Source organism: Tessaracoccus oleiagri, from assembly GCF_900103275.1.
GTDB classification, from domain to species: domain Bacteria; phylum Actinomycetota; class Actinomycetes; order Propionibacteriales; family Propionibacteriaceae; genus Arachnia; species Arachnia oleiagri.
Map to the genome: position 1 here is coordinate 51,452 of NZ_FNGP01000006.1, position 22,134 is coordinate 73,585.

A 22,134-nucleotide genomic window follows, 5' to 3' on the forward strand; every position below is an offset into this window, starting at 1 on the left:
CCCGACGACAAGGAGGAAGCCATGACATTGCGCGCAAGTGCCGCCCTCGCCGCCGCGGCGGCCCTGACCCTGGCCGCCTGCGGCCAGCCCGCCGCCGAGGAAACGACCGACGAGGCGCCGACCGGACTCACGGTCGTCTCACACGAGTCGTTCGTGATGCCCGACGAACTCAAGGAGCAGTTCGCGGAGGAGACCGGCCTCGACGTGACCTACACCACGCTCGCGGACACGGGCAGCATGGTCAACCAGCTCATCCTCACGAAGGACTCACCGCTGGGCGACGTGGTCTTCGGCATCGACAACACCTTCGCCTCCCGGGCGCTCGGCGAGGGCATCATCGCCGGGGACGAGCTCACCGAGATCGACTTCGGTGACGTGTGCGTCAACGCGGACCTGGCCTGGTTCGACGAGCAGGGCCTGCCCCTGCCGGAGACGCTCGACGACCTAACCGACCCTCAGTACCGCGACCTCTTCGTCACCCCGAGCCCCGCCTCCTCCTCGCCCGGCCTGGCGTTCCTGTTCGCCACGGTCGGCGCCAAGGGCGACGGCTGGCTCGACTACTGGCGGGAACTCGAGGCGAACGGCACGCTCGTCGTGAGCGGCTGGACCGAGGCCTACAACGTCGAGTTCACCGCCGGCGAGGGCCAGGGCGACCGCCCGCTCGTGCTCAGCTACTCCACCTCGCCCGCCTGGACCATCGGGGACGACGGTGAGTCCACCACGACGGCGCTGCTCGACACCTGCTTCCGGCAGACCGAGTACGCCGGCGTGCTGGAGGGCGCAGCCAACCCGGAGGGCGCGCAGCAGTTCGTCGACTTCCTGCTGAGCCCCGAGTTCCAGGCCACGATCCCCGAGAACATGTACATGTACCCGGCCGACACCTCGGTCGAGCTCCCGGAGGAGTGGGTCCGGTTCGCGCCCCTGTCCGACGCGCCCATCGAACTCGGCAGCGAGGAGATCGACGCCAACCGGGAGCGGTGGATCCAGGAGTGGACCGAGGCGATCGGTTGATCCGCCGCCTGGCCTGGGTCCTCGTCGCGGCCGTCCCCGCGGCGTTCCTCGCCGTCTTCTTCGTCTGGCCGGCGCTCTCGCTGGTCACACGCGGATTCCACGACGGCGAGTCCTGGACCCTGGCCGGGCTCGCCGCCGTCGCAGGATCCCGGCGCACCTGGGACGCCCTGGTCTTCACGCTCGCGACCGCCTCCGCCGCCACGGCGATCACCGTGGCGCTCGGAGTGGTCGGGGCCTACGTGCTCTACCGGCTGCGCTTCCGGGGCCAGTCCTGGCTGCGTGGCCTCGTCACCGTCCCGTTCGTGCTACCGACGGTGGTCGTCGGCATCGCCTTCAGCGGCCCGCACCCGGTGGCGGGCATCGTCCTCGCGATGGTGTTCTTCAACTACTCGGTGGTCGTGCGCACCGTCGGGGCGCTGTGGATCCGCCTGGACCCCCGGCAGGCGCAGGCGGCCACCGCGCTGGGCGCCTCGCCGCGACAGGTGGCGCTAAGCGTGACGCTGCCCTCCCTCGGACCGGCCGTCGCCTCCGCGGCGGCGCTGGTGTTCCTGTTCTGCGCGTCCGGCTTCGGCATCGTGATGACGCTGGGCCGAGGGCAGTACCACACCATCGAGACCGAGATCTGGTTCCAGACCACCCAGGTCCTCAACCTCACGGCCGCCGCCGCGCTGTCGATCGCGCAGGTGGTCGTCGTGACCGTGAGCCTGTGGCTCACCAACGCCTGGCAGCGCCGTTCCCAGGCCGCGCTCAAGCTGATGCCCGAGACGAGCAGCACGTCGGCCCCGGTCTGGGGCCGCGACTGGCCGGCGCTGCTGCTCACCGGAGTGGTCATCCTCGGCCTCCTGGTCGTGCCCCTGGCCGGGCTGGTGCTGCGGTCGCTGCGGGTGCGCGGCGCGTGGTCGCTGGACGGGTACCGCCGCCTGCTCGACGAGGAGCTCGTCGGCGCCATCTCCACCTCGCTCGTCACCGCCACCGGGGCCGCCGCCATCGCGGTCGGGCTGGGCATGCTCGTCGCGCTCACCGCCTCCCGCCGCCCGCACTCGCGGACCGGGCGGTCCTGGCTGCACGCCCTCGAGACGGTCTACATGCTGCCGCTCGGCGTGTCGGCCGTCACCGTGGGGTTCGGCTACCTCATCACCCTCAACCGTCCCCCGCTCGACCTCCGGTCGTCCGTCGTCCTGATCCCCATCGCCCAGGCGGTGGTGGCGCTGCCGCTCGTCGTGCGCACCCTCCTGCCCACGCTGCGCGCCATCAGCCCCCGCCAGATCCAGGCGGCGCAGGTGCTCGGCGCCTCCCCGCTCCGGGTGCTCGGCACGATCGAGCTCCCCGCCCTGGGCCGCGGTTTCGGCCTCGCGCTCGGGTTCGCGTTCGCCACATCGCTGGGCGAGTTCGGCGCGACGACGTTCCTCGCCCGCCCCGACAACCCCACCCTCCCCGTCCTCATCTACCGGCTCTTCAGCCGCCCCACCGGCGACAACTACGCGATGGCGCTGGCCGCGTCGGTGGTGCTGGCACTATTGACCGCAGCGGTGATGGTCGCGGCCGAGCAGGCGCGGCCCAGAGAGGTGGAATCCTGGTGAGCGGGCTCGCGGTCGACGGCGTCACGGTGCGCTACGGGGACAAGGTCGCCGTGGACCAAGCCACGTTCACGCTCGAGCCGGGACACGTCCTCGCGCTGCTCGGCGCCTCGGGCAGCGGGAAGTCGTCGCTGCTGCGCGCGATAGTCGGTTTCGAGCCGATCGCGAGCGGCCGCGTCTGCTGGGACGGACAGGACCTGAGCACCGTGAAGGTCCACAAGCGACGGTTCGGCCTCGTCTTCCAGGACGGCCAGCTGTTCCCGACGATGACCGTCGCCAAGAACATCGCCTACGGCCTCGGCGCGCTCGACAGGCTCACGCGCCGCCGCCGGGTCCAGGAACTCCTCGAGCTCGTCGGGCTCCCCGGCTACGGCGACCGCAAGCCGGACCAGCTCTCCGGCGGCGAGGCGCAGCGCGTGGCGCTCGCCCGGGCCCTGGCGCCCAACCCGAGGGCGATCTTCCTCGACGAGCCGCTCTCCGCCCTCGACACTGGCCTGCGGCGCCGGCTCGCCGACGACCTGTCGCGCATCCTCCGCGAGACCGGCACCACCGCCGTGTACGTGAGTCACGACCAGGAGGAGGCGTTCGCCGTCGCCGACTCGGTGGCGGTCATGGCCGACGGGCGGATCCTGCAACGGGAGGTGCCCGACGAGCTGTGGAACCGGCCCACGAACAAGCAGGTGGCCGCGTTCCTCGGGTTCCGGACGTTCATCACCCAGGCGACGGCCGCCGCGCTCGGCTGGGACGGCCGGCTCGAGGCCGGCTACGTGCTCGGCATCGGCCCGAGGAGCCTGGACCTCGACGAGCGGGGCGTGGAGGTGCCGGTCCTCGGCCAGTCGATGACCGTCGACCACTACGTGATCGAGGTGCGCCTCCCCGACGGGCAACAGGCCACCGTCGCCGCCCCGAAGAAGGCCGACGCGGACCACGTCCGAGTGACCCTCACGTCGGGGGCCGTCACGCCGGCATAAGGGCGTCGGCGCCCGCCAGCTCGCGGAGGTACTCGCGATCGCCCATCAGCTCGAGGCGCCGCCACAGCATGCTGCCGGGGACGGCCTGGCTCGCGTGGGCGTCGATCGCGCGCAGCTGCGCCTCACGGACCACCTCGAGCGCGTAGTGCAGCTCGTCGGCCGGGTAGCCGCACAGCTGCGCACCGAACTCGTCCTCCAGCACCTCCGTGACGGCCTTGGGCAGCGCCCAGCCGAGCACGCGGATGCCGTGCGTCGCGGCAACCTTCAGCGCCACCTCGCTCGCCATCCGATGGTCCGGGTGGCCCGTCACGCCGCTGCGGGGGTCGAACACGAGGATGAGGTCGGGCGCGACGCGCATGACCGAGGCCTGGATGCGGGCCTCGAGCTCCAGCGGGTCGATCGCCTCCAGCGCGCCGTCCGGGAAGTCCGCGAGCTCGACCTCGCGGACCCCCAACCGCTCCCCTGCGCGGCGCAGCTCCGCCTCGCGGACTCTGCCCAGGTCCGGACGTGCGCCGAGCGTGGAAGCCTCGCCATGCGTGAGGCACAGCACGTCGACCTCCGCTCCGCGCTTCGTGAACTCGTGGATCACGGCCCCCAGCCCGAACGACTCGTCGTCCGGGTGGGCGACCACGGTCAGGACGCGCGTCGCGGCGCCGATGGTGCGTTCAAGTGTCTTCGCCATGACCCCACTATACCCCCGGGGGTATACGGCTTCTCAAGCGGGCCGGTCGCTCGCGCGCTTGGGAGTGTCCTTCTCGGCCTTACGCGCACGGCCACGGGTCCTGCGATCGGTCACGAGGATGTGCACGACGAGCGCCAGCCCCCCGATGGCCGCCGCGGCGAAGAAGACCAGCGCGACGGCCGGGTAGCCGAGCAGGCGGGGGCCGGCGTCGATGCGCGACATCAGGGCCGCGGCGACGGTCACGGCTGCGAGCACCAGGCCGACCGTGACCCGGTTGGCCACCTGATGCATCGTCTCGAGCAGCCGGTCCTCGTCGAGGGCGTTGATGCGGAACGTGAGTTCGCCGTTGCTGAGCGAGTCGAGGATCCGGTTGGCCCGTCGCGGCAGGCTCGCGGTGAACTCCTTGAGCTCCAGCGCGCCGGCGACCGCAGCCCCGGGCGAGATCGAGAACCCCGACTGGAGGATCGTGGTGACGTTGGCCCGGATTGCCTCCGCCGGCGCGAAGTCGGGGTCGAGGTGCTGCACGGCCTGGTCGAGGTTCAGGAGCGCCTTGCCGATCATCGTCATCTCGGCCGGCGGCCGCAGGCCGTGGGTCCCGGAGATCCGCGCCATCTGCACGAGCACGGTGCCGGCCTGCACGTCGTTGCCCAGCGAGAGTGCGCTCGAGACGAGGTGCGCGACGTCCTCACGGAAGGCGGCAGCGTCGTAGTCGCTCAGCGGGTGGCCCATGGACGCGAGCACGTTGGCCGCCTCGTCGCCGTCGCCCTCGCCGATGGCGAGCAGCAGGCGGACGAGCTGGGCGCGCACGCGCTTCGGCACCCGGACCACCATGCCGAGGTCGATGATCGCGAGCCGGCCGTCGGGCGTGACGAGCAGGTTGCCCGGGTGCGGATCGGCGTGCAGGTAACCCTCGTTCAGCAGGGTGTCGAGGAAGAATCGGAACAGCGCGTCCGCCATCGCGGGGCCGTCGATGTCGAGCAGGTCGATCGGGCCGAGTTCGGTGACCTTGCGGCCGGGGATGAACTCCATGGTGAGGACCCGCGAGGTGCTGTAGTCGCGCACCGGCGCCGGCACGGTCAGCAGTTCCTCGTCCTCGACGAGCTCGCCGAACCGCTCGAGATGGGCGAGCTCCTTGCGGTAGTCCAGCTCGTCGGCGATCGAGCGCCGGAACTGGGCCAGCAGGTCGCCGGTGCCGATCCGCTCCCCGGCGGACGTGCGGCGGTCGATCAGCTCGGCGCCCTGGGCCAGCAGTGCCATGTCGGCGCGCACGGTCTCCCGGACCTCCGGCCGCTGCACCTTGACGACGACGTCGCGCCCCGACTTCGTGTGGCCGCGGTGCACCTGACCGAGCGACGCGGCCGCCACCGGCTCGTCGTCGAAGCGGTCGAAGAGGTCCCCGACCTCGGCGCCGATCTCGTCGGCGATGATGCGGCGCACGTCGTCCGCGGGGATGGGGTCGACGTCGTCCTGGAGCCGCGAGAGCGCGGCGGTGTACGCCTCGGGGAGCAGGTCGTGGCGCGTGGAGAGGAGTTGGCCGAGCTTCACGTAGGTCGGGCCCATGGCCTCCAGGTCGGAGGCCAGGCTTTCCGGTCCCGGCCCCTTGGCGTCCGCCTGCTCCTCCTCGACGAGGAACTCGTCGGCCTCCCCCGTGCTCAGGATGCCGGCCCCGCCGTAACGGGCCAACAGCTTCACCAGGTCCGCGACCCGCGTCACTTTCTCGCGCATGCCCCCACCCTAGGGGCTGACGCGACGAGGCGGCGCCCTCCTCGAAAGGAGAGCGCCGCCTCGGTCAGTGGTGGCCGGGTGCTATTCGCCGTCGTTCGGAGCCGGCGCCAACTGGGAGACGTCCGTCTTCTGCACGCCCGTGAACTTGAACGGCAGCTCGGATCCCTCCTCCGAGACGTCGACCTGGACGATCTGGCCCGCGCCGAGCTCCCCGAAGAGGATCTTCTCCGCGAGGATGTCCTCGATGTCGCGCTGGATCGCACGGCGCAGGGGCCGGGCGCCGAGGACCGGGTCGAAGCCGCGCTTGGCGACCAGCGACTTCGCGGCGGGCGTGAGCTCGATGCCCATGTCCTTGTCCGCGAGACGGTGCTCGATCTGGCCCACCATGAGATCGACGATCCGCTCGATGTCGGCCTGGCTGAGCTGGTGGAAGACCACGATCTCGTCCACGCGGTTCAGGAACTCGGGGCGGAAGTGCTGCTTCAGCTCCTCCGACACCTTGGCCTTCATCTGCTCGTAGCTGCCCTGCTGGTCGCCGGCCCGGCTGAAGCCGAGCGAGGCGCCGCGGGAGATGTCCCGCGAGCCCAGGTTGGTGGTCATCACGATCACGGTGTTCTTGAAGTCCACCACGCGGCCCTGGGCGTCCGTCAGTCGACCCTCGTCCAGGATCTGCAGGAGCGAGTTGAAGATGTCCGGGTGGGCCTTCTCGATCTCGTCGAACAGGACCACGCTGAACGGCTTGCGACGCACCTTCTCGGTGAGCTGGCCGCCCTCCTCGTAGCCGACGTAGCCGGGGGGCGAGCCGAACATCCGCGACGCGGTGTGCTTCTCGGAGTACTCCGACATGTCGAGCGTGATGAGTGCGTCCTCGTCGCCGAAGAGGAACTCGGTCAGCGCCTTGGTGAGCTCCGTCTTGCCGACGCCCGAGGGGCCGGCGAAGATGAACGAGCCGCTGGGACGCTTCGGGTCCTTCAGGCCGGCGCGGGTGCGGCGGATCGAACGGGACAGCGCCTTCACGGCGTCGTCCTGGCCGATGTACCGCTTGCCGATCTCCTCCTCCATGCGCAGGAGCCGCTGGGACTCCTCCTCGGTGAGCTTGAACACCGGGATACCGGTGGAGCCCGAGAGCACGACCGCGATCTCCTCCTCGCCGACCACCGCGGGGATGTCGGAGTCGCCCTGCTTCCAGGCCTCCTCCTTCTCCGCCCGCTGGGCGCGGAGCTTCTGCTCCTCGTCGCGGAGGCGCGCGGCCTTCTCGAAGTCCTGCGCGTCGATCGCGGCGTCCTTGGCGATCTTGTTCTGCGCGATGGCCTCGTCGAACTCGCGGAGGTCCGGCGGCGCCGTCATGCGCTGGATGCGCAGTCGGGCGCCCGCCTCGTCGATCAGGTCGATGGCCTTGTCGGGCAGGAACCGGTCCTGGATGTAGCGGTCCGCCATCGTCGCCGCGGCGGTGAGCGCCTCGTCGGTGATGGTGATGCGGTGGTGCGCCTCGTAACGGTCGCGCAGGCCCTTGAGGATGTCGACGGTGAGCGCCACCGACGGCTCCGCCACCTGGATGGGCTGGAAGCGTCGCTCGAGCGCGGCGTCCTTCTCGATGTGCTTGCGGTACTCGTCGAGCGTGGTGGCGCCGATCGTCTGCAGCTCACCTCGCGCGAGCATCGGCTTCAGGATCGAGGCCGCGTCGATCGCGCCCTCGGCGGCGCCGGCACCGACGAGCGTGTGGATCTCGTCGATGAACAGCATGATGTCGCCGCGGGTCTTGATCTCCTTGAGGACCTTCTTCAGCCGCTCTTCGAAGTCGCCGCGGTAGCGCGAGCCGGCGACGAGCGCGCCGAGGTCCAGCGTGTAGATCTGCTTGTCGCGCAACGTCTCCGGCACGTCGCCGCGGACGATGGCCTGGGCGAGGCCCTCGACCACTGCCGTCTTGCCGACGCCGGGCTCGCCGATCAGCACCGGGTTGTTCTTGGTGCGGCGGCTGAGCACCGTCATGACACGCTCGATCTCGTGGGTGCGGCCGATGACCGGGTCGAGCTGGTTCTCGCGGGCCGCCTGCGTGAGGTTGCGGCCGAACTGGTCCAGCACCTGGGAGCTGGTCTTCTCCGGCCCGACCTCGGGCGCCCCGGAGAGCGACGCCTCGCGGCCCTGGTAGCCGGACAGCAGCTGCAGGACCGTGTTGCGCACGCGGTTCAGGTCGGCGCCGAGCTTGATCAGGACCGACGCGGCGACCCCCTCGCCCTCACGGATGAGGCCGAGGAGGATGTGCTCCGTGCCGATGTAGTTGTGGTTCATCTGGAGCGCCTCGCGCAGCGACAGCTCGAGCACCTTCTTGGCACGCGGCGTGAACGGGATGTGCCCCGTCGGCAGCTGCTGCCCCTGCCCGATGATCTCCTCCACCTGCTCGCGGACGGCCTCGAGCGAAATCCCCAAGGACTCGAGCGCCTTCGCGGCCACTCCCTCACCTTCATGAATGAGGCCAAGCAGGATGTGCTCCGTACCGATGTAGCTGTGGTTCAGTAGCTTCGCCTCGTCCTGGGCGAGCACGATCACGCGACGCGCGCGATCAGTAAACCGTTCGAACATCCATTCCTCCTATTGGCTGTCGCCAAGCTTACCCGCCATCGAACGACGACCGGATTCTCTGACTGCGAACGCGACAGCCCCAGGACGGACCTCAGTGCGCGGCGGCGTACGCCTCCATGACCTCGCGGGGGATGCGCCCGCGCTCGGAGACCTCGAGTCCCTTGTCCGCGGCCCAGCGACGGACGTCCTGCGGCCGGGCGCCGCCACCGGCCGCCGGCGCTGCCGACGAGCGGCTCGAACCGCTCCTGCCGCGGCCACCGCGACGGGTGCTCCCCCCGACCCTGCGCGCATTGTCGACGAAGTCCGCCACGGCGTCATTGAACTTCTGGATATTGGCCTCGCTGAGGTCGATCTCGTAGCTCACGCCCTCGATGCCGAATTCGAATGTGCGGGTGGCCGACGAGCCGTCAATGTCGTCGATGAGGGTGACTTCAACCTTGCGTGCCATTGAAATGCCTTCCAGTATTGGTGCTGTGTAACGGTAAGATACACGCACGAACTATTCACCGAAAGACCGGATCGCCATTGTCCTCGAGAAATTTCTGCATCGGCGCCCTGGCCCTCCCGGATTTCGAACACATCTCACTGGGCCCCCGTCATCCGTCCACGGCCGGCTTCATTGCAGGTAGCGGGAGCGTCGTCGAGGGAATGTGGACGGGAATTGATATTCGGCCCGGATATGGCCATCGCGCGGCGGAAAAGCTATTCGAGGTCCGCGATTATCGCACGGCGATCATGCTGGCCGACCGGCACGATTGGCTGTCGGCGTTCAGCGGCGAACTCGTCGTCACGATGACGATCGAAAGCGCGATGCGGCTCACGCCCCCGCCGCGGGCGGTCATGCTGCGCACGATGCTCGCCGAAGTGGGCCGCATCCACAGCCACCTCTCCTTCCTCAGCTACCTCACCGACGACCCCCAGCGGCTCTGGTCCGTCGTCGACCGGATCAGGGAGGCGCTCCTCGACTGGTCGGGCAACCGTGTCCATCCCATGCTCAACCGCGTGGGCGGGCTCTCGGCCGACCTGCCCGCGGGCTGGCGCCTCCCCCTCGACGACGTGCGCCGGCTCGCCGACGACCTGGAGCGGCGCCTGGAGGCTGACGGGCGCTTCCGGGGGCTCGCGGTCCTCGACCGCGGGGACTGCCTGGCGTTCGGCCTGTCGGGGCCCGTGGCGCGCGCCGCCGGGCTCGACCTGGACCGTCGCCGCTCCGGCTACTTGGCCTACGACGAGGTGTTCTCCCCCGCGCCCACCCGGGCCGAGGGCGACGGCCACGCGCGCCTGGCGGTGCTGGTCGACGAACTGCGCACGTCGAGCGACATGGTGGAACGGCTGCTCGCCCGTGCCGCCGGCACCCCCGGGGAGGTGGGGATCCGGCTCGCCCGGCGCCTCAAGGTGCCGGAGGGCGAGCACTGGTCCGAGCTCGAGGCGCCGTGGGGCATCGCCGGCAGCCTGCTCGTGTCGAGGGGCGGCTCCACGCCGTGGCGCCTGGCGCTGCGGACCCCGTCGTTCGCGAACCTCTCCGCCCTCGGCCGCGCGCTCGAGGGCACCCCGGAGACGGCGATCGCCGACGCCGTGGCCACGATCGGCTACAGCGTCGGCGACGCGGACAAGTGAGGGAGCGGCTCAGGCGTGCTTGCGCAGCGGCGCGTCCAGTTCGTCGATGTTGACCATCCGGATGTCGACCAGCGTGGGGTGCTCGTCGTCGCCCCAGATGTCCTCCACCGAGGGGCTCGGGCGGTCCGGGACGAGCTCGATGATGCGGGACTCCTCGGCCTCGCGCTCCTCCGCGCCGCGGAGCTGCTGCTCCAGCTCGGCGATGCGCGCGTTCAGCGCCTCCACTCGAGCCTGCCGCTCGGCGACCTCACCGCGGAGCCATGCGGCGTTGCCGCGCATCGTGCTGAGCTCGGACCGCGCGGCGGCGAGCTGGGAGCGGAGCTGGGTGATGACGGAGTTGAGGCTGGCGGCCCGCTGGTTGAAGCGGTCGATCATCGCGACGGAGTCGGCGTGGTGGCGCTCGGCGGCGGCGGTGCGCAGCTCGACCTCGTGGCGGAGCTCACGGGCGTGCTCCTCCTGGAGCCGCTTGATCTGGGCGAAGGAGACGACGAGCGCGACCACCGCCATGGCGATGGCCACCACGACACCGGCGCGCACGACCCAGATGCTGCCGAAGAGGGACGCGAGGGCCGCTGCGGAACCCACGGTGAGGATGATGAGCGCAGCATTACGCTCCGATGAATTTGGTGCTACCCGACGACCTGCCATGAGGGGGATTCTATAAGGTCGTTCGAATTACGACGGGGACCCTTCAGCGTGTCGCTCATCTTGGGTGTCGTCCGGCGGGTCCTTGATCACCAATTGGCGCTCGATGAGCGACCCGGCCAACGCCATGACCAGCGCGGCGATGATCGTGCCCGAGCCCTGGACGACCCGCTGCAGCGGGGTGGAGGCGGACATGGCGGGCAGGTACTTCATTACGTAGACGGCGTGCGCACCGGCCAGCACCGCCCCCGTCACGATCAGCGACTTCGCCGTCACGAGGGCGATGAACGCCTCCTGCGAGCCCAACCGCCGCTCCTCGCGGCGCTTCGGGAGCAGCGCGGCGTAGATGATGCCGCCGACGCCGAGTGCACCCAGCACGATGGGCACCGTCCACGGGACGACCGGCGGGTACTCGGCGAGCGCGTCGTAGAGGGACAGGAGCAGCCAGCTCACGAGGGCCCCCGCCAGCACCGCGATGACGGTCTGGCGCGGGCTCGTCAGGGAGAGCTTGTTTCTCAAAAGCCTGTCGGGGCGATGATGACGATGTCGTCGCGGCGGACGATGCCCTCGGTGTCCACGTCCTCGACGAGGTCCGCGATGGGGCCGTGGCCCTCGAGTTCGGCATTGGGATCGATGTCCAGCCACGGGACGAGGACGAAGCCGCGCTCGTGGGCGTGGGGGTGGGGAAGCTCGATGTCACCCTCCGACACCCGGCGGCCCACCATGACGATGTCGATGTCGAGCGTTCGCGGACCGCCCGGGACGTCGCGTTCGCGGCCGAAGTTCTCCTCGATGGCCAGCGCCCGGTCGAGGAGGGTCAGCGGCTCCATCGTGGATTCGGCGACGATCACCATGTTCAGGAAATTGGGCTGGTCGGGCACGTCACCCCAGGGCGCCGTCTCGTAGACGGGCGAGACGTCGACGAGCATCAGTCCGGGCGTCTCGGCGAGGAAATCGGTGGCCTGCTGGAGAATGGCCGCCGAATCTCCCTGATTCGATCCCAGGCTGAACACGACCTTTGAAATGGGACGCAGGTTGCCGAGGGTGTCGACGTCGATATCGAAGGGACCGTTAGACATTTCTATCTACTCCTAGTGATGGTGACAGCCACGTCCGTGAACTTGTGGGCGATCGGCGCGTCGGGTTTGTGCACAGTCACCCGGACGGACTGGGCCATGGCCTGGCTCTTCAGGATTCCGGTCGCGATCTGGCTGGCGAGGGACTCGATGAGCTGCACGGGCTCGGATTCGATGACTCCGACGACCAGGTCGGCCACCGCGGAATAGTCGATCGTGGCGTCGAGGTCGTCGTGGCTCGGGAGTGTCGGCACGGCGAGTTCCACGTCGACCACGAAGTCCTGCCCGTTCGCGCGCTCGTCGGGGAACACGCCGTGGAATCCACGCGCGGTCAGGCCTGTGATCGTGATGGTGTCGATGGCGTTCACCTTTGCCCTGGGTGCTGTGACGTCTGGGAGTCTAGCGGAGTCCCGTCAGGAGTTTTTCACCGGGACCGCAGCTTCGACCCGACGAACACGCCGTCGAGCTGCAGTGCCACGTCGTGCGTCCGGACCGCCCAGGCGCCGTGCCACGCGGACCATGCGGTCACCATCGCGGTCGCGACGTCCCGGTCCCGAGCTCCCGCCAGGAACCGCTTCCGGGAGGCGCCGACGAGGACGCGATGGCCCAGCGCCTGGAACTCGTCGAGCCGGCGCAGCAGTTCCCAGTTGTGTCCGCCGGTCTTCGAGAACCCGAGACCGGGGTCGAGGATGATGCGGTCGGCGCCGATCCCCGCAGCGACGGCCGCGTCGCGTTGCACGAGGAGCTCGCGGATGACGTCCGCCACGACGTCGTCGTAGCTCGCCACCTCCTGCATGACGTCGGAGTGCGCCCGCCAGTGCATGAGCACGTACTCGGCTTCGGAGGCGGCGACCACGCCCAACATGGCAGGGTCCGCGAGGCCGCCGGAGACGTCGTTGATGATGGCGGCGCCGGCGTCGATGGACGCCCTCGCGGTGGCCGAGCGCATGGTGTCCACCGAGACGGTGACCCCGTCACGGACGAGGGCCTCGACGAGCGGCACGACGCGGCGGATCTCCTCCGCCTCGTCGACGCGCGGGGCGCCCGGCCGGGTGGACTCGCCGCCGACGTCGATCATGTCGGCGCCCTGGGCCAGCAGTTCGCGGGCGTGGGCGAGCGCGTCGTCGTGGTCGAACCAGCGGCCCCCGTCCGAGAACGAGTCGGGGGTGATGTTGATGATGCCCATGACCCTGGTCATGCTCAATGCCCCAGGATCAGGCTCATCGCCTCGGCTCGCGTGGCCGCGTTGCGCAGCGAGCCGCGCACGGCGCTGGTGATCGTCTTCGCACCGGGCTTGCGCACGCCGCGGAGCGACATGCACATGTGCTCGGCCTCGATGACGACGATGACGCCACCGGGATCGAGGTGCTCGACGAGCGCGTCGGCGATCTCGGAGACGAGGCGCTCCTGGATCTGCGGGCGGCGCGCGTACAAGTCGACGAGGCGGGCGAGCTTGGACAGGCCAGCGACGCGGCCGTCCTTTGAGGGGATGTAGCCGACGTGGGCCACCCCGTAGAACGGGAGCAGGTGGTGCTCGCAGCTGCTGGCGACCTCGATGTCCTTGACGAGGATCAGCTCGTCGTGGGCGACGTCGAAGGTCGTGCCCAGGACGTCGGACGCGTCCTTGCCCAGACCGGAGAACAGTTCCGCGTACGAACGGGCCACGCGGGCGGGCGTGTCCCTCAGCCCGTCACGCTCGGGATCCTCCCCCACGGCGAGGAGGATCTCGCGGACCGCGGCGGCGATGCGTGCCTGGTCGACTGCCATCAGGACCTCGGGGGCTGCCAGTCGGAGGAGCCGGGACGCTCCCAGCCGCTCGGGCCGGCCGGCGGCTGCGCCGGAGGCTCGACCGGGGGCACCGGGGCGCTCGGCGGGCCCCACACCGGCGGACGGTTGTCGCCGGCGGGCTCCTCGTCCTCGTCGGACTTGGGCGGCTGCACGGGCGGGATCTCGGAGGGGACGCGCAGGTCGGACCCGGTCCAGGCCGGGCGCTTCTCGCGACGCCGCAGCGCCTTGAAGATCTCCGCCACCTGCTCCTTGTTGAGCGTCTCCTTCTCGAACAGCTGACGGACGAGCTCGTCGAGCACGTCCCGGTTCTCCTCGAGCACGTCGAACGCCTCCTGGTGCGCCACGTGGATGAGCTTGGAGACCTCCTCGTCGACCACCGCCGCGAGGTTGTCGGAGTACTCCTTGGTGGAGTCGGTGCCGCGCATGCCCATGAAGGGCTCCGAGTCGCCACCGCCGATCTTCACAGCGCCGATGCGCTCGCTCATGCCGTACTGGGTGACCATGGCCCGCGCCACGCGGGTGGCCTTCTCGATGTCGTTGCTGGCGCCGGTGGTGGGGTCGTGGAACACGAGCTCCTCCGCCGCGCGGCCGCCCATCATGTAGGCCATCTGGTCGAGCAACTCGCCGCGGGTCTGGGAGTACTTGTCCTGGTCGGGCAGCACCATCGTGTAGCCGAGCGCCCTGCCGCGCGGCAGGATCGTGACCTTCTGCACGGGGTCGTTGCCCGGCATCGCCGCCGCGACCAGCGCGTGTCCGCCCTCGTGGTACGCGGTGATCAGGCGCTCCTTCTCGTTCATGAGCCGCGTCTTCTTTTGCGGCCCGGCGATCACGCGGTCGATGGCCTCGTCGAGCTCGCGCTGGCCGATGATGTCCTTGCCCTCGCGGGCGGCGAGCAGCGCCGCCTCGTTGAGCACGTTCGCGAGATCCGCGCCGGAGAAGCCGGGGGTGCGGCGGGCGATGGAGGCGAGGTCCACCGTCGACGCGAGCGGCTTGCCCTTGGCGTGCACGCGGAGGATGTGCTCGCGGCCGGCGGCGTCGGGCGCCTCGACGGAGATCTGGCGGTCGAAGCGGCCGGGGCGGAGCAGGGCGGGGTCGAGGACGTCGGGCCGGTTGGTGGCGGCGATCAGGATCACGCCGCCGCGCGCGTCGAAGCCGTCCATCTCGACGAGCAGCTGGTTGAGCGTCTGCTCGCGCTCGTCGTGGCCGCCGCCCATGCCGGCGCCGCGGTGGCGGCCGACGGCGTCGATCTCGTCGATGAACACGATCGCGGGGGCGTTCTCCTTGGCTTGGGAGAACAGGTCACGCACGCGGGAGGCGCCCACGCCGACGAACATCTCGACGAAGTCCGAACCGGAGATGGAGAAGAACGGCACGCCCGCCTCGCCCGCCACGGCGCGCGCGAGCAGCGTCTTGCCGGTGCCGGGGGGCCCGTACAGCAGCACGCCCTTGGGGATCTTGGCGCCGAGTTCGGCGAACTTCGCCGGCTTCTCGAGGAACTCCTTGATCTCGACGAGCTCCTCGACGGCCTCGTCGGCGCCCGCCACGTCGGCGAACGTCGTCTGCGGGGTGTCCTTGTTGGCCAGCTTCGCGCGCGACTTCCCGAACGACAGCGGCCCGCCCGCTCCGCCGCTGTTCATCATCCGGAAGATGAAGAAGAACGCGACGAGCAGGATCAGGAACGGCAGGCCCGTGTAGAGGAACATCGACAGCAGCCCGGGCGACGGGTTGAGGCCGTCCCAGCGTTCCAGGGTGCCGTCGGCCTTGCGCTCCTCGAGGAGCGAGATCACGTCGTCGATCTGCTGCTCGCCCACCCACACCGACTGGGTCTTGTTGCCGTCCATGTCGGTGACCTGGATCTGCTGCTCACCGTCGACGAGCAGTACCTCGCGAAGCTCCTGGTCGCTCTGGAGCAGTTCCATGGTCTGGCTGGTGGGAACGTTCTGGAACCCCGTGAACGAGCTGAAGAGCTGCCAGATCAGCATCATCGACACGACGATGATGAGGATCCACGCCACGGGCGATTTGAAGAACTTTTGCAAGGGGGCCCCGCTCAAAGAAGTCGGAATTCAGCAAACGGCAGCCTACCAGCGTGCCGCAACCGCCCCCTGCGGCTTAGCTGTAGACCTCTGACTTGAGCGTGGCGACGTCGCGCAGGTTGCGGTACTTCTCCGCGTAGTCGAGCCCGAACCCGACGACGAACTCGTTGGGGATGTCGAAGCCCACGTACTTCACGTCGACGTCGATCTGCGCCGCGTCGGGCTTGCGGAACATGGTCATGATCTCGAGGCTCGCGGGGCCGCGGGAGGCGAGGTAGTTCATCAGGTAGCTGAGCGTGAGCCCGGTGTCGATGATGTCCTCCACGACGATCACGTGGCGGCCCTCGAGGTCCTGCGAGAGGTCTTTCAGGATGCGGACGACGCCGCTCGACTGCGTGCCGGCGCCGTAGCTGGAGACCGCCATCCAGTCCATCTGGACATGGCTCTTCATGGCGCGCTGCAGGTCGGCCATCACCATGACGGCGCCGTTGAGGACCCCGACGAGCAGGATCTCCTTGCCGTCGTAGTCGGCGTCGATCTGCGCGGCCACTTCCGCGATGCGGTCGGCGATCTGGTCGGAGGTGAAGAGCACGTGCTCGAGGTCCTGCGAGATGTCGGATGCGTCCACCCGCTCACCCTAGCAAGCGCAGCTCCCCGTCGGTACGCTGCACCCTCGCGCACGGGACGTCGATCGGTCCCTGGCCGTGCCAGGCCGAGACGAGGGAGTCGACGGCGAGGACATGGCCCATGCCGACCACCGCTCCCCCGCGCGTCAGCCAGTTCTTCAGGACGCGCCAGCGCAGCGCCTCCGGGAGGTCCTTGACCGCGTCGACCGGCAGCGGGCCGTCGAGGGTGGCGACGGCGTCGCGGGCGAGCTGGTCGAGGAGGTCGGCGTCGGCGCGCGCCAGCTCCGCGGAGCGGCCGAGGCTGGGGACGATGTCGCGGCCGACGACGCCCTCGAAGTCGGCCAGCCACTTCCGCACGCGGACGCGGGTGAAGGCGTCGTCGAGGTTCATCGGGTCGCTCCAGTAGCGGATGTCCCACTCGACGCAGGCCTGCTCCGTCGTGGAGCGGCGCACCCCGAGCAGTGGCCGGACGAAGGGTCCGCGGGCCGGGGCCATGCCCGCCAGGGAGCGGATGCCCGAGCCGCGGATGAGGCCCAGGAAGACCTGCTCCGCCTGGTCGTCGAGCGTGTGGCCGAGGAGCACCGGGAGCCCGTCCTGGGCGAGCGCGTCGAGCCGGGAGTCGCGCGCCGCGGCTTCCACGCCCTCCACGGAGGGTTCGACGTCGACCTTCCGCACCTCGGCGTGGACCCCGCGCACCTCCAGGGTGCCGCGGACGTGCTCGGCGATGTCGCCCGAGTTCTGCTGCAGCTGGTGGTCGACGATCACGGCGCGGACGGTGCCGCCGCGCTTCTCCGCGCACCACTTGGCTCCGAGCGCGAGCGCGAGCGAGTCGGCCCCTCCGGACACCCCGACGACGACCTCGCCCCCGGGCCATGCGTTCGCGACCGCCTGCGCGACCTCCAGTGCTGCGGGACCGAGCTCTCGTTTAGCCATGGACCCTATTGAGCCACGCCTGCGGGTCGGAGATCTCCCGTTTCGAGGGAAGGTTCTCTGGTTTCTCGTACGCGGCGAGGACCGCGTTGCTGCGGGAGAGGCGCCGAACGCGGGTGCAGAACTCCAGGCCGTTGGCGTACTGGGCGGCCTTGTCGAGCAGGCCCGCGCCCCTGCGGGGCTTCCGGCGGAACGACTTGCGCATGCGTCCTGCGGTGCGGATGCGCCCCGAGTGGTCCGACACGTAGTCCGCGTGGCCCTCGAGGAAGGTCATGGTGGCGACGATCTGGTCCAGCGCGTGGCGGCCGCCCGCGTCGCGCACGAGGGAGGCGAGGTGCTCGCGCAGCCAGGGCGCCTTCTCGAACTGGAGCGCGTGGGTCTGCTCGTGGATCGCCACCCAGCGACGGAAGTCGCGCGGGACGAAGCCACGCGCCCGCTCCATGGCGTACAGGTTGGGCGCGACGAGGTAGAGCCGGTCGCGGCCGGTGAACGCGTCGTACTGTCCGAGCATGAAGCGGGATCCGAGCGCGAAGCCGACGCCGAGCGCGGCACCCAGTCCGCGGCGGCCGAGCTCGCGGCGGAGCCCGTCGGGCCGGTGCGGCCAGTCGAGCGTGTCGAGGGCGGCCTGGGTGATCGTCGAGGCGGCGCGCACCCACCCGTCGCGGTCCACGACGACGACGTCGCGCGCACCCACCGACTGCATCCGCATGCCGCGCGCGGCGATCTCCCCCGCCTCACGGGCCCGCTGCTTGAGGTCGGCGACGAAGCGGATCGCCTCCGGCCTCGTCACGTCGGGCGGGTCGCCGCGTCCGAGCCGCGCGATGCGCGTCGCCGACTGCCAGTGCACCTCGGGGGCGTAGTCCATCAGCACCCACATCCGGTGAGGACCCCGACGACCTGGTCCTCCCAGACCTTGGCGTCCCAGCCGCTCACCTGGCCGTTGGCGAGCACCGCGTAGACGACGAGGGCGCCGTCGCTCGTGACGGTGGTGCCGGCGAGCGACGAGACGAAGCTCAGGGTGCCGGTCTTGGCGCGCGCGACCCCCCGGGCGGCGCTGGAGACGGGGTCGGAGAAGCGGTCGGCGAGCGTGCCGGTGACGCCCGCGACGGGTAGCCCGTCGAGGATCGCGGTGAGCCGGGGCGTGGTGAGCAGGTGCAGGTTGGCCCGGGCGAGGAGGCCCGCCGAGAACACGTTGCTGCGCGAGAGCCCGGAGGCGTCGTCGAGGTGGGCCGTGTCCTCCCAGAGCCCGAGTTCGGTGAGCTGCTCGGCGATGGCCGCGGTGGAGCCCGCGAACGTCGTGGGATGGCCGGTGCGGGCCGCGAGCTGGAATCCCAGCAGCTCGGTGAACGAGTTGTTGGAGCGGAGCATCGCCTGCTCGACGAGCACGTGGACCGGCTCGGACTCGACGCGCGCGAGCTCCCGGCCCGAGCCCGCCACCGCGGCGGGCTCTCCGGTCACGGTCACCCCCAGCTCGGCGAGCTGGCCCGCGAACAGTTGCGCCGCGGCGAGGGCGGGCGTGCGGCTGCGGGCACCGTCGACGCGACCCTCGTCGGCCCAGAGCGCGGTGATCGGCGTGACCTGGTCCCGGTAGCTCTCCGGCCACGTCGGGGCCCAGCCGTCGCCCTCGAAGAGCGAGGCGTCGTAGCCGAGGCTGACCGTCGTCGTCCCGGCCTCCCGCAGCGCGGCCGCCGTGGCCTCCGCCAGTGCCCGGAGCGAGGCCGGCGCGGGATAGGCGCCCTCGGACACCGGCTCGACGCGCAGCAGCGGGTCGCCGCCGCCCACCAGCACGATCGTCGACGGGTCCGGCGCCACCACGCGGGTGGCGAAGCGTTCGTCGCCGTCGAACGCGTTCATGACCGCGACCGCGGTCAGGGTCTTGGTGTTGGAGGCCGGGATGAGCGGCTGGGCCGCGTTGCTGCCGGCGAGCACCTCGCCCGTGGCGGCGTCGAGGATCTCGTAGGCGATCGCGGCGGGGCTCCCGTCGGCGGTGACGATCCGGCTGGTGTCGAGCGCGGCAAGGCGCTGCTGCAGCACGGCCGGGTCGGGGGCAGGACCACCGGGGGGCAGCGGGGGCGGCGGGGCGAGGTCGGGCTCGACCACCGGTTCGGGCTCCGGGGTCGGCTCCACGAACATCGTGGGCGCGATGGTGGGCTCCCCGCCGGGGTTCTCGAGGCCGGCTGCGGTGAGGATGGGCCGGTGGAGCGCGGCGGCGACGATGCCGCCCGCGAGCAGCAGCGCCACGATCAGGCCGGTGATGGCCCAGTCGAGCCCTCGCGACTTCGGCACTCCCACCTCCAACGCGGTATCCTGCTCGAACAAGAACACCGCAAATTATAGGAGTTGGGGCAGTGAGCCAAGACATCCACGCCTCCTTCGAGCCGATTGAGCCGGGTCAGCAGGTCCTCTTCGACGTCACCGTCGAAATCCCGAAGGGGACCAAGCACAAGTACGAGATGGACCACAACACCGGTCGCATCCGCCTTGACCGCACGCTCTTCACCTCGACGCAGTACCCGTACGACTACGGGTTCGTCGAGGGCACGCTCGGTCAGGACGGCGACCCGCTGGACGCGATGGTGATCGGTGGTGATCCCACGTTCCCGGGTTGTCTCATCGAGTGCCGCGCCATTGCGATGTTCCGGATGACCGACGAGATGGGCGGCGACGACAAGGTCCTGTGCGTGCCGACGGCCGACACGCGCCGCAAGCACCTCGTCGACCTGGACTCGGTGCCCGAGTACATGCTGCTCGAGATCGAGCACTTCTTCTCGGTCTACAAGGACCTCGAGCCCGGCAAGTCTGTCGAGGGTGCCACGTGGACCGGCAAGGAGGAGGCCGAGGAGGAGATCCAGGCGTCCTTCGAGCGCGCCAAGGGGACCCCCTTCGAGCACCACCACGTCAACCTGGCCTGATCCCGAGTACGACCCCGGGTGGACGCGGCGCCGCGTCCACCGCCCCTAGGCTGTGCCCATGATGAGCAGGATCCGGTGGGGCGACGTCGCGCTCGCGCTCGGGGTCCTGGTGGTCCTCGGGACGCTGACGGCCGGGAACGCGCTGGCCGGCGCCGCCGAGACCGCCGCGTTCGTCATCCTGCCCTCGGTCCTCCTCGTGTTCCGGCGCAGCGCGCCGCTGGTGTCCGCGGTGGGCATCTACCTCGTGGCGTTGCTCCAGGTGATCGCCATCGGCACGCCGCTGCCCATCAACCTGACGGTGCTGATCGCCCTCTACTCCGTGACCGTCCACGGCCCGAAGGGCGCCGGCCTCGTGGGGCTCCTCGGCGGCGGTCTGGGCGCCGGCCTCTTCGCGCTCCTGCTCGGCACCTCCGGCCTGATGGAGCTGGTGGCCTACTTCCTCCCCACCGCGCTCGCCGTGGCCATCGCCTGGGCGCTGGGCCTGGTGGTGCGCATCCGCAACGAGCGCGCCGCGGCGCTCGCCGACCGGGCCCGCGCCCGCGAGGAACAGCGCAGCCGCGAGGCGGAGTTCGCCGTCGCCGAGGAGCGGGCCCGCATCGCCCGGGAAATGCACGACGTCGTCGCCCACTCCCTCGCGGTGATCATCGCCCAGGCCGACGGCGGCCGGTACGCCGCCGCGAACGACCCCCAGCAGGCGGTCAAGGCTTTGGAGACGGTCGCGGAGATCGGCCGCTCCTCGCTGGCCGACATCCGCCGCATCCTGGGCGTGCTGCGCTCCGACGAGGCCGACGGCCCCCTCGTGCGCCCGCAGCCCACCGGCGAGGACCTCGCCGAGGTGGTGGAGCGCGTGAAGGAGACGGGGGCCACCGTCGCCTACACGACCATCGGCCAACCCCGCCCGCTGCTGCCCGGCATGGGGCTGACCCTGCAGCGAGTCTGCCAGGAGGCCCTCACCAACTCGCTGAAGCACGCCGGCCCGGGCGCGAGGATGTCCGTGCTGCTGCAGTGGACCGACGACGCCGTCATCCTCCAGGTGGACGACGACGGCCGCGGCGCCGCCTCCATCTCCGACGGGGCGGGCACCGGCCTCGTCGGGATGCGGGAGCGCGCGGCGATGTTCGGCGGCCAGCTGCACGCCGCGCCCCGCTCGACCGGCGGCTTCCGCGTGCGCCTCGCCCTGCCGCTCCACCCCACCGGCCCCACCCGCAAGGAGAACCCATGATCCGCGTCGGACTCGTCGACGACCAGCAACTCGTGCGCGCCGGCTTCGCCATGGTGATCGGCTCCCAGCCCGACCTCGAGGTCGTGGCGGAGGCCTCCGACGGGCAGCAGGCCATCGACGAGTTCCCCGGCCGGGACATCGACGTCGTGCTCATGGACGTCCGGATGCCCACCGTCGACGGCATCACGGCCACCGAGCGCCTCACCGCCGCCGACGGCGCGCCGAAGGTGATCATCCTCACCACGTTCGACCTCGACGAGTACGTCCTCCGCGCGATCCGCGCCGGCGCGTCGGGATTCCTGCTCAAGGACGCCCCGCCCGAGGACATGCTCGCCGCGATCCGCACGGTGCACAGCGGCGACGCGGTGATCGCGCCGTCGTCGACGCGCCGGCTGCTCGACCACCTGGTCCAGGTCCTGCCCGACGAGCAGCGCGCGGCCCCGGCGGCGCTGGACGGCCTGACCGACCGCGAGCGGGAGGTGCTGGTGCTGATGGCCCGCGGCCTCTCCAACTGCGAGATCGCGGACCGGCTCTACGTCGCCGAGGCGACGGTGAAGACCCACGTCGGCCGGATCCTGATGAAGCTCAGCGCGCGTGACCGGGTGCAGGCCGTCGTCGTGGCGTACGAGACGGGGCTCGTCAGCCCCGGGGATGCCCGCTGACTCTGACGTACGACCTGGGGATGACCCCGGAAACCCTCCCCCGGCCGGACGCGCGCACCCCCGCTCCGCACGTAGCG

Annotated in this window: 22 protein-coding genes; 7 read left to right on the forward strand and 15 right to left on the reverse strand. The window is 70.6% G+C overall.

Annotated features, from left to right (window positions below; all coding sequences use genetic code 11):
- Positions 1–21: 21 nt before the first annotated feature.
- From BLR46_RS13870 to BLR46_RS13880, 3 genes are read left to right on the forward strand one after another with little or no spacing between them, the layout of a single operon-like run.
- A complete protein-coding gene (locus tag BLR46_RS13870) occupies positions 22–1,011 on the forward strand; it encodes a thiamine ABC transporter substrate-binding protein (protein ID WP_093253722.1) in 990 nt (329 codons plus the stop codon).
- The gene (locus BLR46_RS13875) at positions 1,008–2,591 is read left to right on the forward strand and encodes an ABC transporter permease (protein WP_218118483.1); all 1,584 of its coding nucleotides are present in this window, start codon (positions 1,008–1,010) and stop codon (positions 2,589–2,591) included. The genes BLR46_RS13870 and BLR46_RS13875 overlap by 4 nt, the downstream gene beginning before the upstream one ends.
- Complete coding sequence (locus tag BLR46_RS13880) at positions 2,588–3,559, forward strand: ABC transporter ATP-binding protein (protein ID WP_093253445.1); 972 nt, start codon at positions 2,588–2,590, stop codon at positions 3,557–3,559. Before BLR46_RS13875 ends, BLR46_RS13880 begins: the two co-directional genes overlap by 4 nt.
- On the opposite strand, the gene BLR46_RS13885 is transcribed toward BLR46_RS13880, so the two are convergent.
- The 4 genes from BLR46_RS13885 to BLR46_RS13900 form a co-directional block, all read right to left on the reverse strand.
- Positions 3,546–4,241: a PIG-L deacetylase family protein gene (locus tag BLR46_RS13885; RefSeq protein ID WP_093253448.1), complete on the reverse strand. Its 696-nt coding sequence runs from the start codon at positions 4,239–4,241 to the stop codon at positions 3,546–3,548. The two genes, BLR46_RS13880 and BLR46_RS13885, sit on opposite strands and share 14 nt — an antisense overlap.
- Positions 4,242–4,274: 33 nt before the next feature.
- On the reverse strand, positions 4,275–5,966 hold the full coding sequence (locus tag BLR46_RS13890; protein ID WP_093253449.1) for an ABC1 kinase family protein: 1,692 nt from the start codon (positions 5,964–5,966) through the stop codon (positions 4,275–4,277).
- Between the two features lie 81 nt (positions 5,967–6,047).
- On the reverse strand, positions 6,048–8,546 hold the full coding sequence (locus BLR46_RS13895) for an ATP-dependent Clp protease ATP-binding subunit (RefSeq protein ID WP_093253453.1): 2,499 nt from the start codon (positions 8,544–8,546) through the stop codon (positions 6,048–6,050).
- Between the two features lie 91 nt (positions 8,547–8,637).
- Positions 8,638–8,994: a histone-like nucleoid-structuring protein Lsr2 gene (locus BLR46_RS13900; RefSeq protein ID WP_093253455.1), complete on the reverse strand. Its 357-nt coding sequence runs from the start codon at positions 8,992–8,994 to the stop codon at positions 8,638–8,640.
- A gap of 287 nt (positions 8,995–9,281) precedes the next feature.
- Here BLR46_RS13900 and BLR46_RS13905 point away from each other — a divergent pair, with 287 nt between their 5' ends.
- Positions 9,282–10,160: an NADH-quinone oxidoreductase subunit D-related protein gene (locus BLR46_RS13905; RefSeq protein WP_176761793.1), complete on the forward strand. Its 879-nt coding sequence runs from the start codon at positions 9,282–9,284 to the stop codon at positions 10,158–10,160.
- A 9-nt stretch (positions 10,161–10,169) separates the two neighbouring features.
- Here BLR46_RS13905 and BLR46_RS13910 read toward each other — a convergent pair whose 3' ends face one another.
- The 11 genes from BLR46_RS13910 to BLR46_RS13960 all read right to left on the reverse strand — a co-directional run bounded on the left by BLR46_RS13910 (position 10,170) and on the right by BLR46_RS13960 (position 19,580).
- Positions 10,170–10,745: a hypothetical protein gene (locus tag BLR46_RS13910; RefSeq protein ID WP_093253461.1), complete on the reverse strand. Its 576-nt coding sequence runs from the start codon at positions 10,743–10,745 to the stop codon at positions 10,170–10,172.
- A gap of 90 nt (positions 10,746–10,835) precedes the next feature.
- Positions 10,836–11,324 (reverse strand): DUF3180 domain-containing protein, encoded by a 489-nt coding sequence (locus BLR46_RS13915; RefSeq protein WP_093253464.1) that lies wholly within the window; start codon positions 11,322–11,324, stop codon positions 10,836–10,838.
- On the reverse strand, positions 11,321–11,884 hold the full coding sequence (gene folK / locus BLR46_RS13920) for a 2-amino-4-hydroxy-6-hydroxymethyldihydropteridine diphosphokinase (protein WP_093253467.1): 564 nt from the start codon (positions 11,882–11,884) through the stop codon (positions 11,321–11,323). Before folK ends, BLR46_RS13915 begins: the two co-directional genes overlap by 4 nt.
- 2 nt (positions 11,885–11,886) lie before the next feature.
- Complete coding sequence (folB, locus tag BLR46_RS13925; RefSeq protein WP_218118484.1) at positions 11,887–12,249, reverse strand: dihydroneopterin aldolase; 363 nt, start codon at positions 12,247–12,249, stop codon at positions 11,887–11,889.
- Positions 12,250–12,305: 56 nt separating this feature from the next.
- Entirely contained in the window at positions 12,306–13,079 is a 774-nt protein-coding gene (gene folP / locus BLR46_RS13930; protein ID WP_218118485.1) for a dihydropteroate synthase, read from the reverse strand.
- A 2-nt stretch (positions 13,080–13,081) separates the two neighbouring features.
- The gene (gene folE / locus BLR46_RS13935) at positions 13,082–13,648 is read right to left on the reverse strand and encodes a GTP cyclohydrolase I FolE (RefSeq protein ID WP_093253732.1); all 567 of its coding nucleotides are present in this window, start codon (positions 13,646–13,648) and stop codon (positions 13,082–13,084) included.
- Positions 13,648–15,708: an ATP-dependent zinc metalloprotease FtsH gene (gene ftsH / locus BLR46_RS13940; RefSeq protein ID WP_281230860.1), complete on the reverse strand. Its 2,061-nt coding sequence runs from the start codon at positions 15,706–15,708 to the stop codon at positions 13,648–13,650. The genes folE and ftsH overlap by 1 nt, the downstream gene beginning before the upstream one ends.
- 73 nt (positions 15,709–15,781) lie before the next feature.
- A complete protein-coding gene (hpt, locus tag BLR46_RS13945; protein WP_093253469.1) occupies positions 15,782–16,333 on the reverse strand; it encodes a hypoxanthine phosphoribosyltransferase in 552 nt (183 codons plus the stop codon).
- Between the two features lie 4 nt (positions 16,334–16,337).
- Positions 16,338–17,264 (reverse strand): tRNA lysidine(34) synthetase TilS, encoded by a 927-nt coding sequence (tilS, locus tag BLR46_RS13950; RefSeq protein WP_093253471.1) that lies wholly within the window; start codon positions 17,262–17,264, stop codon positions 16,338–16,340.
- Positions 17,257–18,126, reverse strand: a complete 870-nt coding sequence (locus BLR46_RS13955; RefSeq protein ID WP_176761794.1) for a zinc-dependent metalloprotease — start codon at positions 18,124–18,126, stop codon at positions 17,257–17,259. The genes tilS and BLR46_RS13955 overlap by 8 nt, the downstream gene beginning before the upstream one ends.
- Entirely contained in the window at positions 18,126–19,580 is a 1,455-nt protein-coding gene (locus tag BLR46_RS13960) for a D-alanyl-D-alanine carboxypeptidase/D-alanyl-D-alanine-endopeptidase (RefSeq protein ID WP_143008317.1), read from the reverse strand. Before BLR46_RS13960 ends, BLR46_RS13955 begins: the two co-directional genes overlap by 1 nt.
- A gap of 41 nt (positions 19,581–19,621) precedes the next feature.
- On the opposite strand from BLR46_RS13960, the gene BLR46_RS13965 reads away from it, so the two are divergent.
- The 3 genes from BLR46_RS13965 to BLR46_RS13975 are packed head-to-tail and all read left to right on the forward strand — an operon-like array spanning position 19,622 to position 22,057.
- Entirely contained in the window at positions 19,622–20,173 is a 552-nt protein-coding gene (locus BLR46_RS13965) for an inorganic diphosphatase (RefSeq protein WP_281230861.1), read from the forward strand.
- A gap of 58 nt (positions 20,174–20,231) precedes the next feature.
- Entirely contained in the window at positions 20,232–21,395 is a 1,164-nt protein-coding gene (locus BLR46_RS13970; RefSeq protein WP_093253478.1) for a sensor histidine kinase, read from the forward strand.
- On the forward strand, positions 21,392–22,057 hold the full coding sequence (locus BLR46_RS13975) for a response regulator (protein ID WP_093253481.1): 666 nt from the start codon (positions 21,392–21,394) through the stop codon (positions 22,055–22,057). The genes BLR46_RS13970 and BLR46_RS13975 overlap by 4 nt, the downstream gene beginning before the upstream one ends.
- Positions 22,058–22,134: the final 77 nt, after the last annotated feature.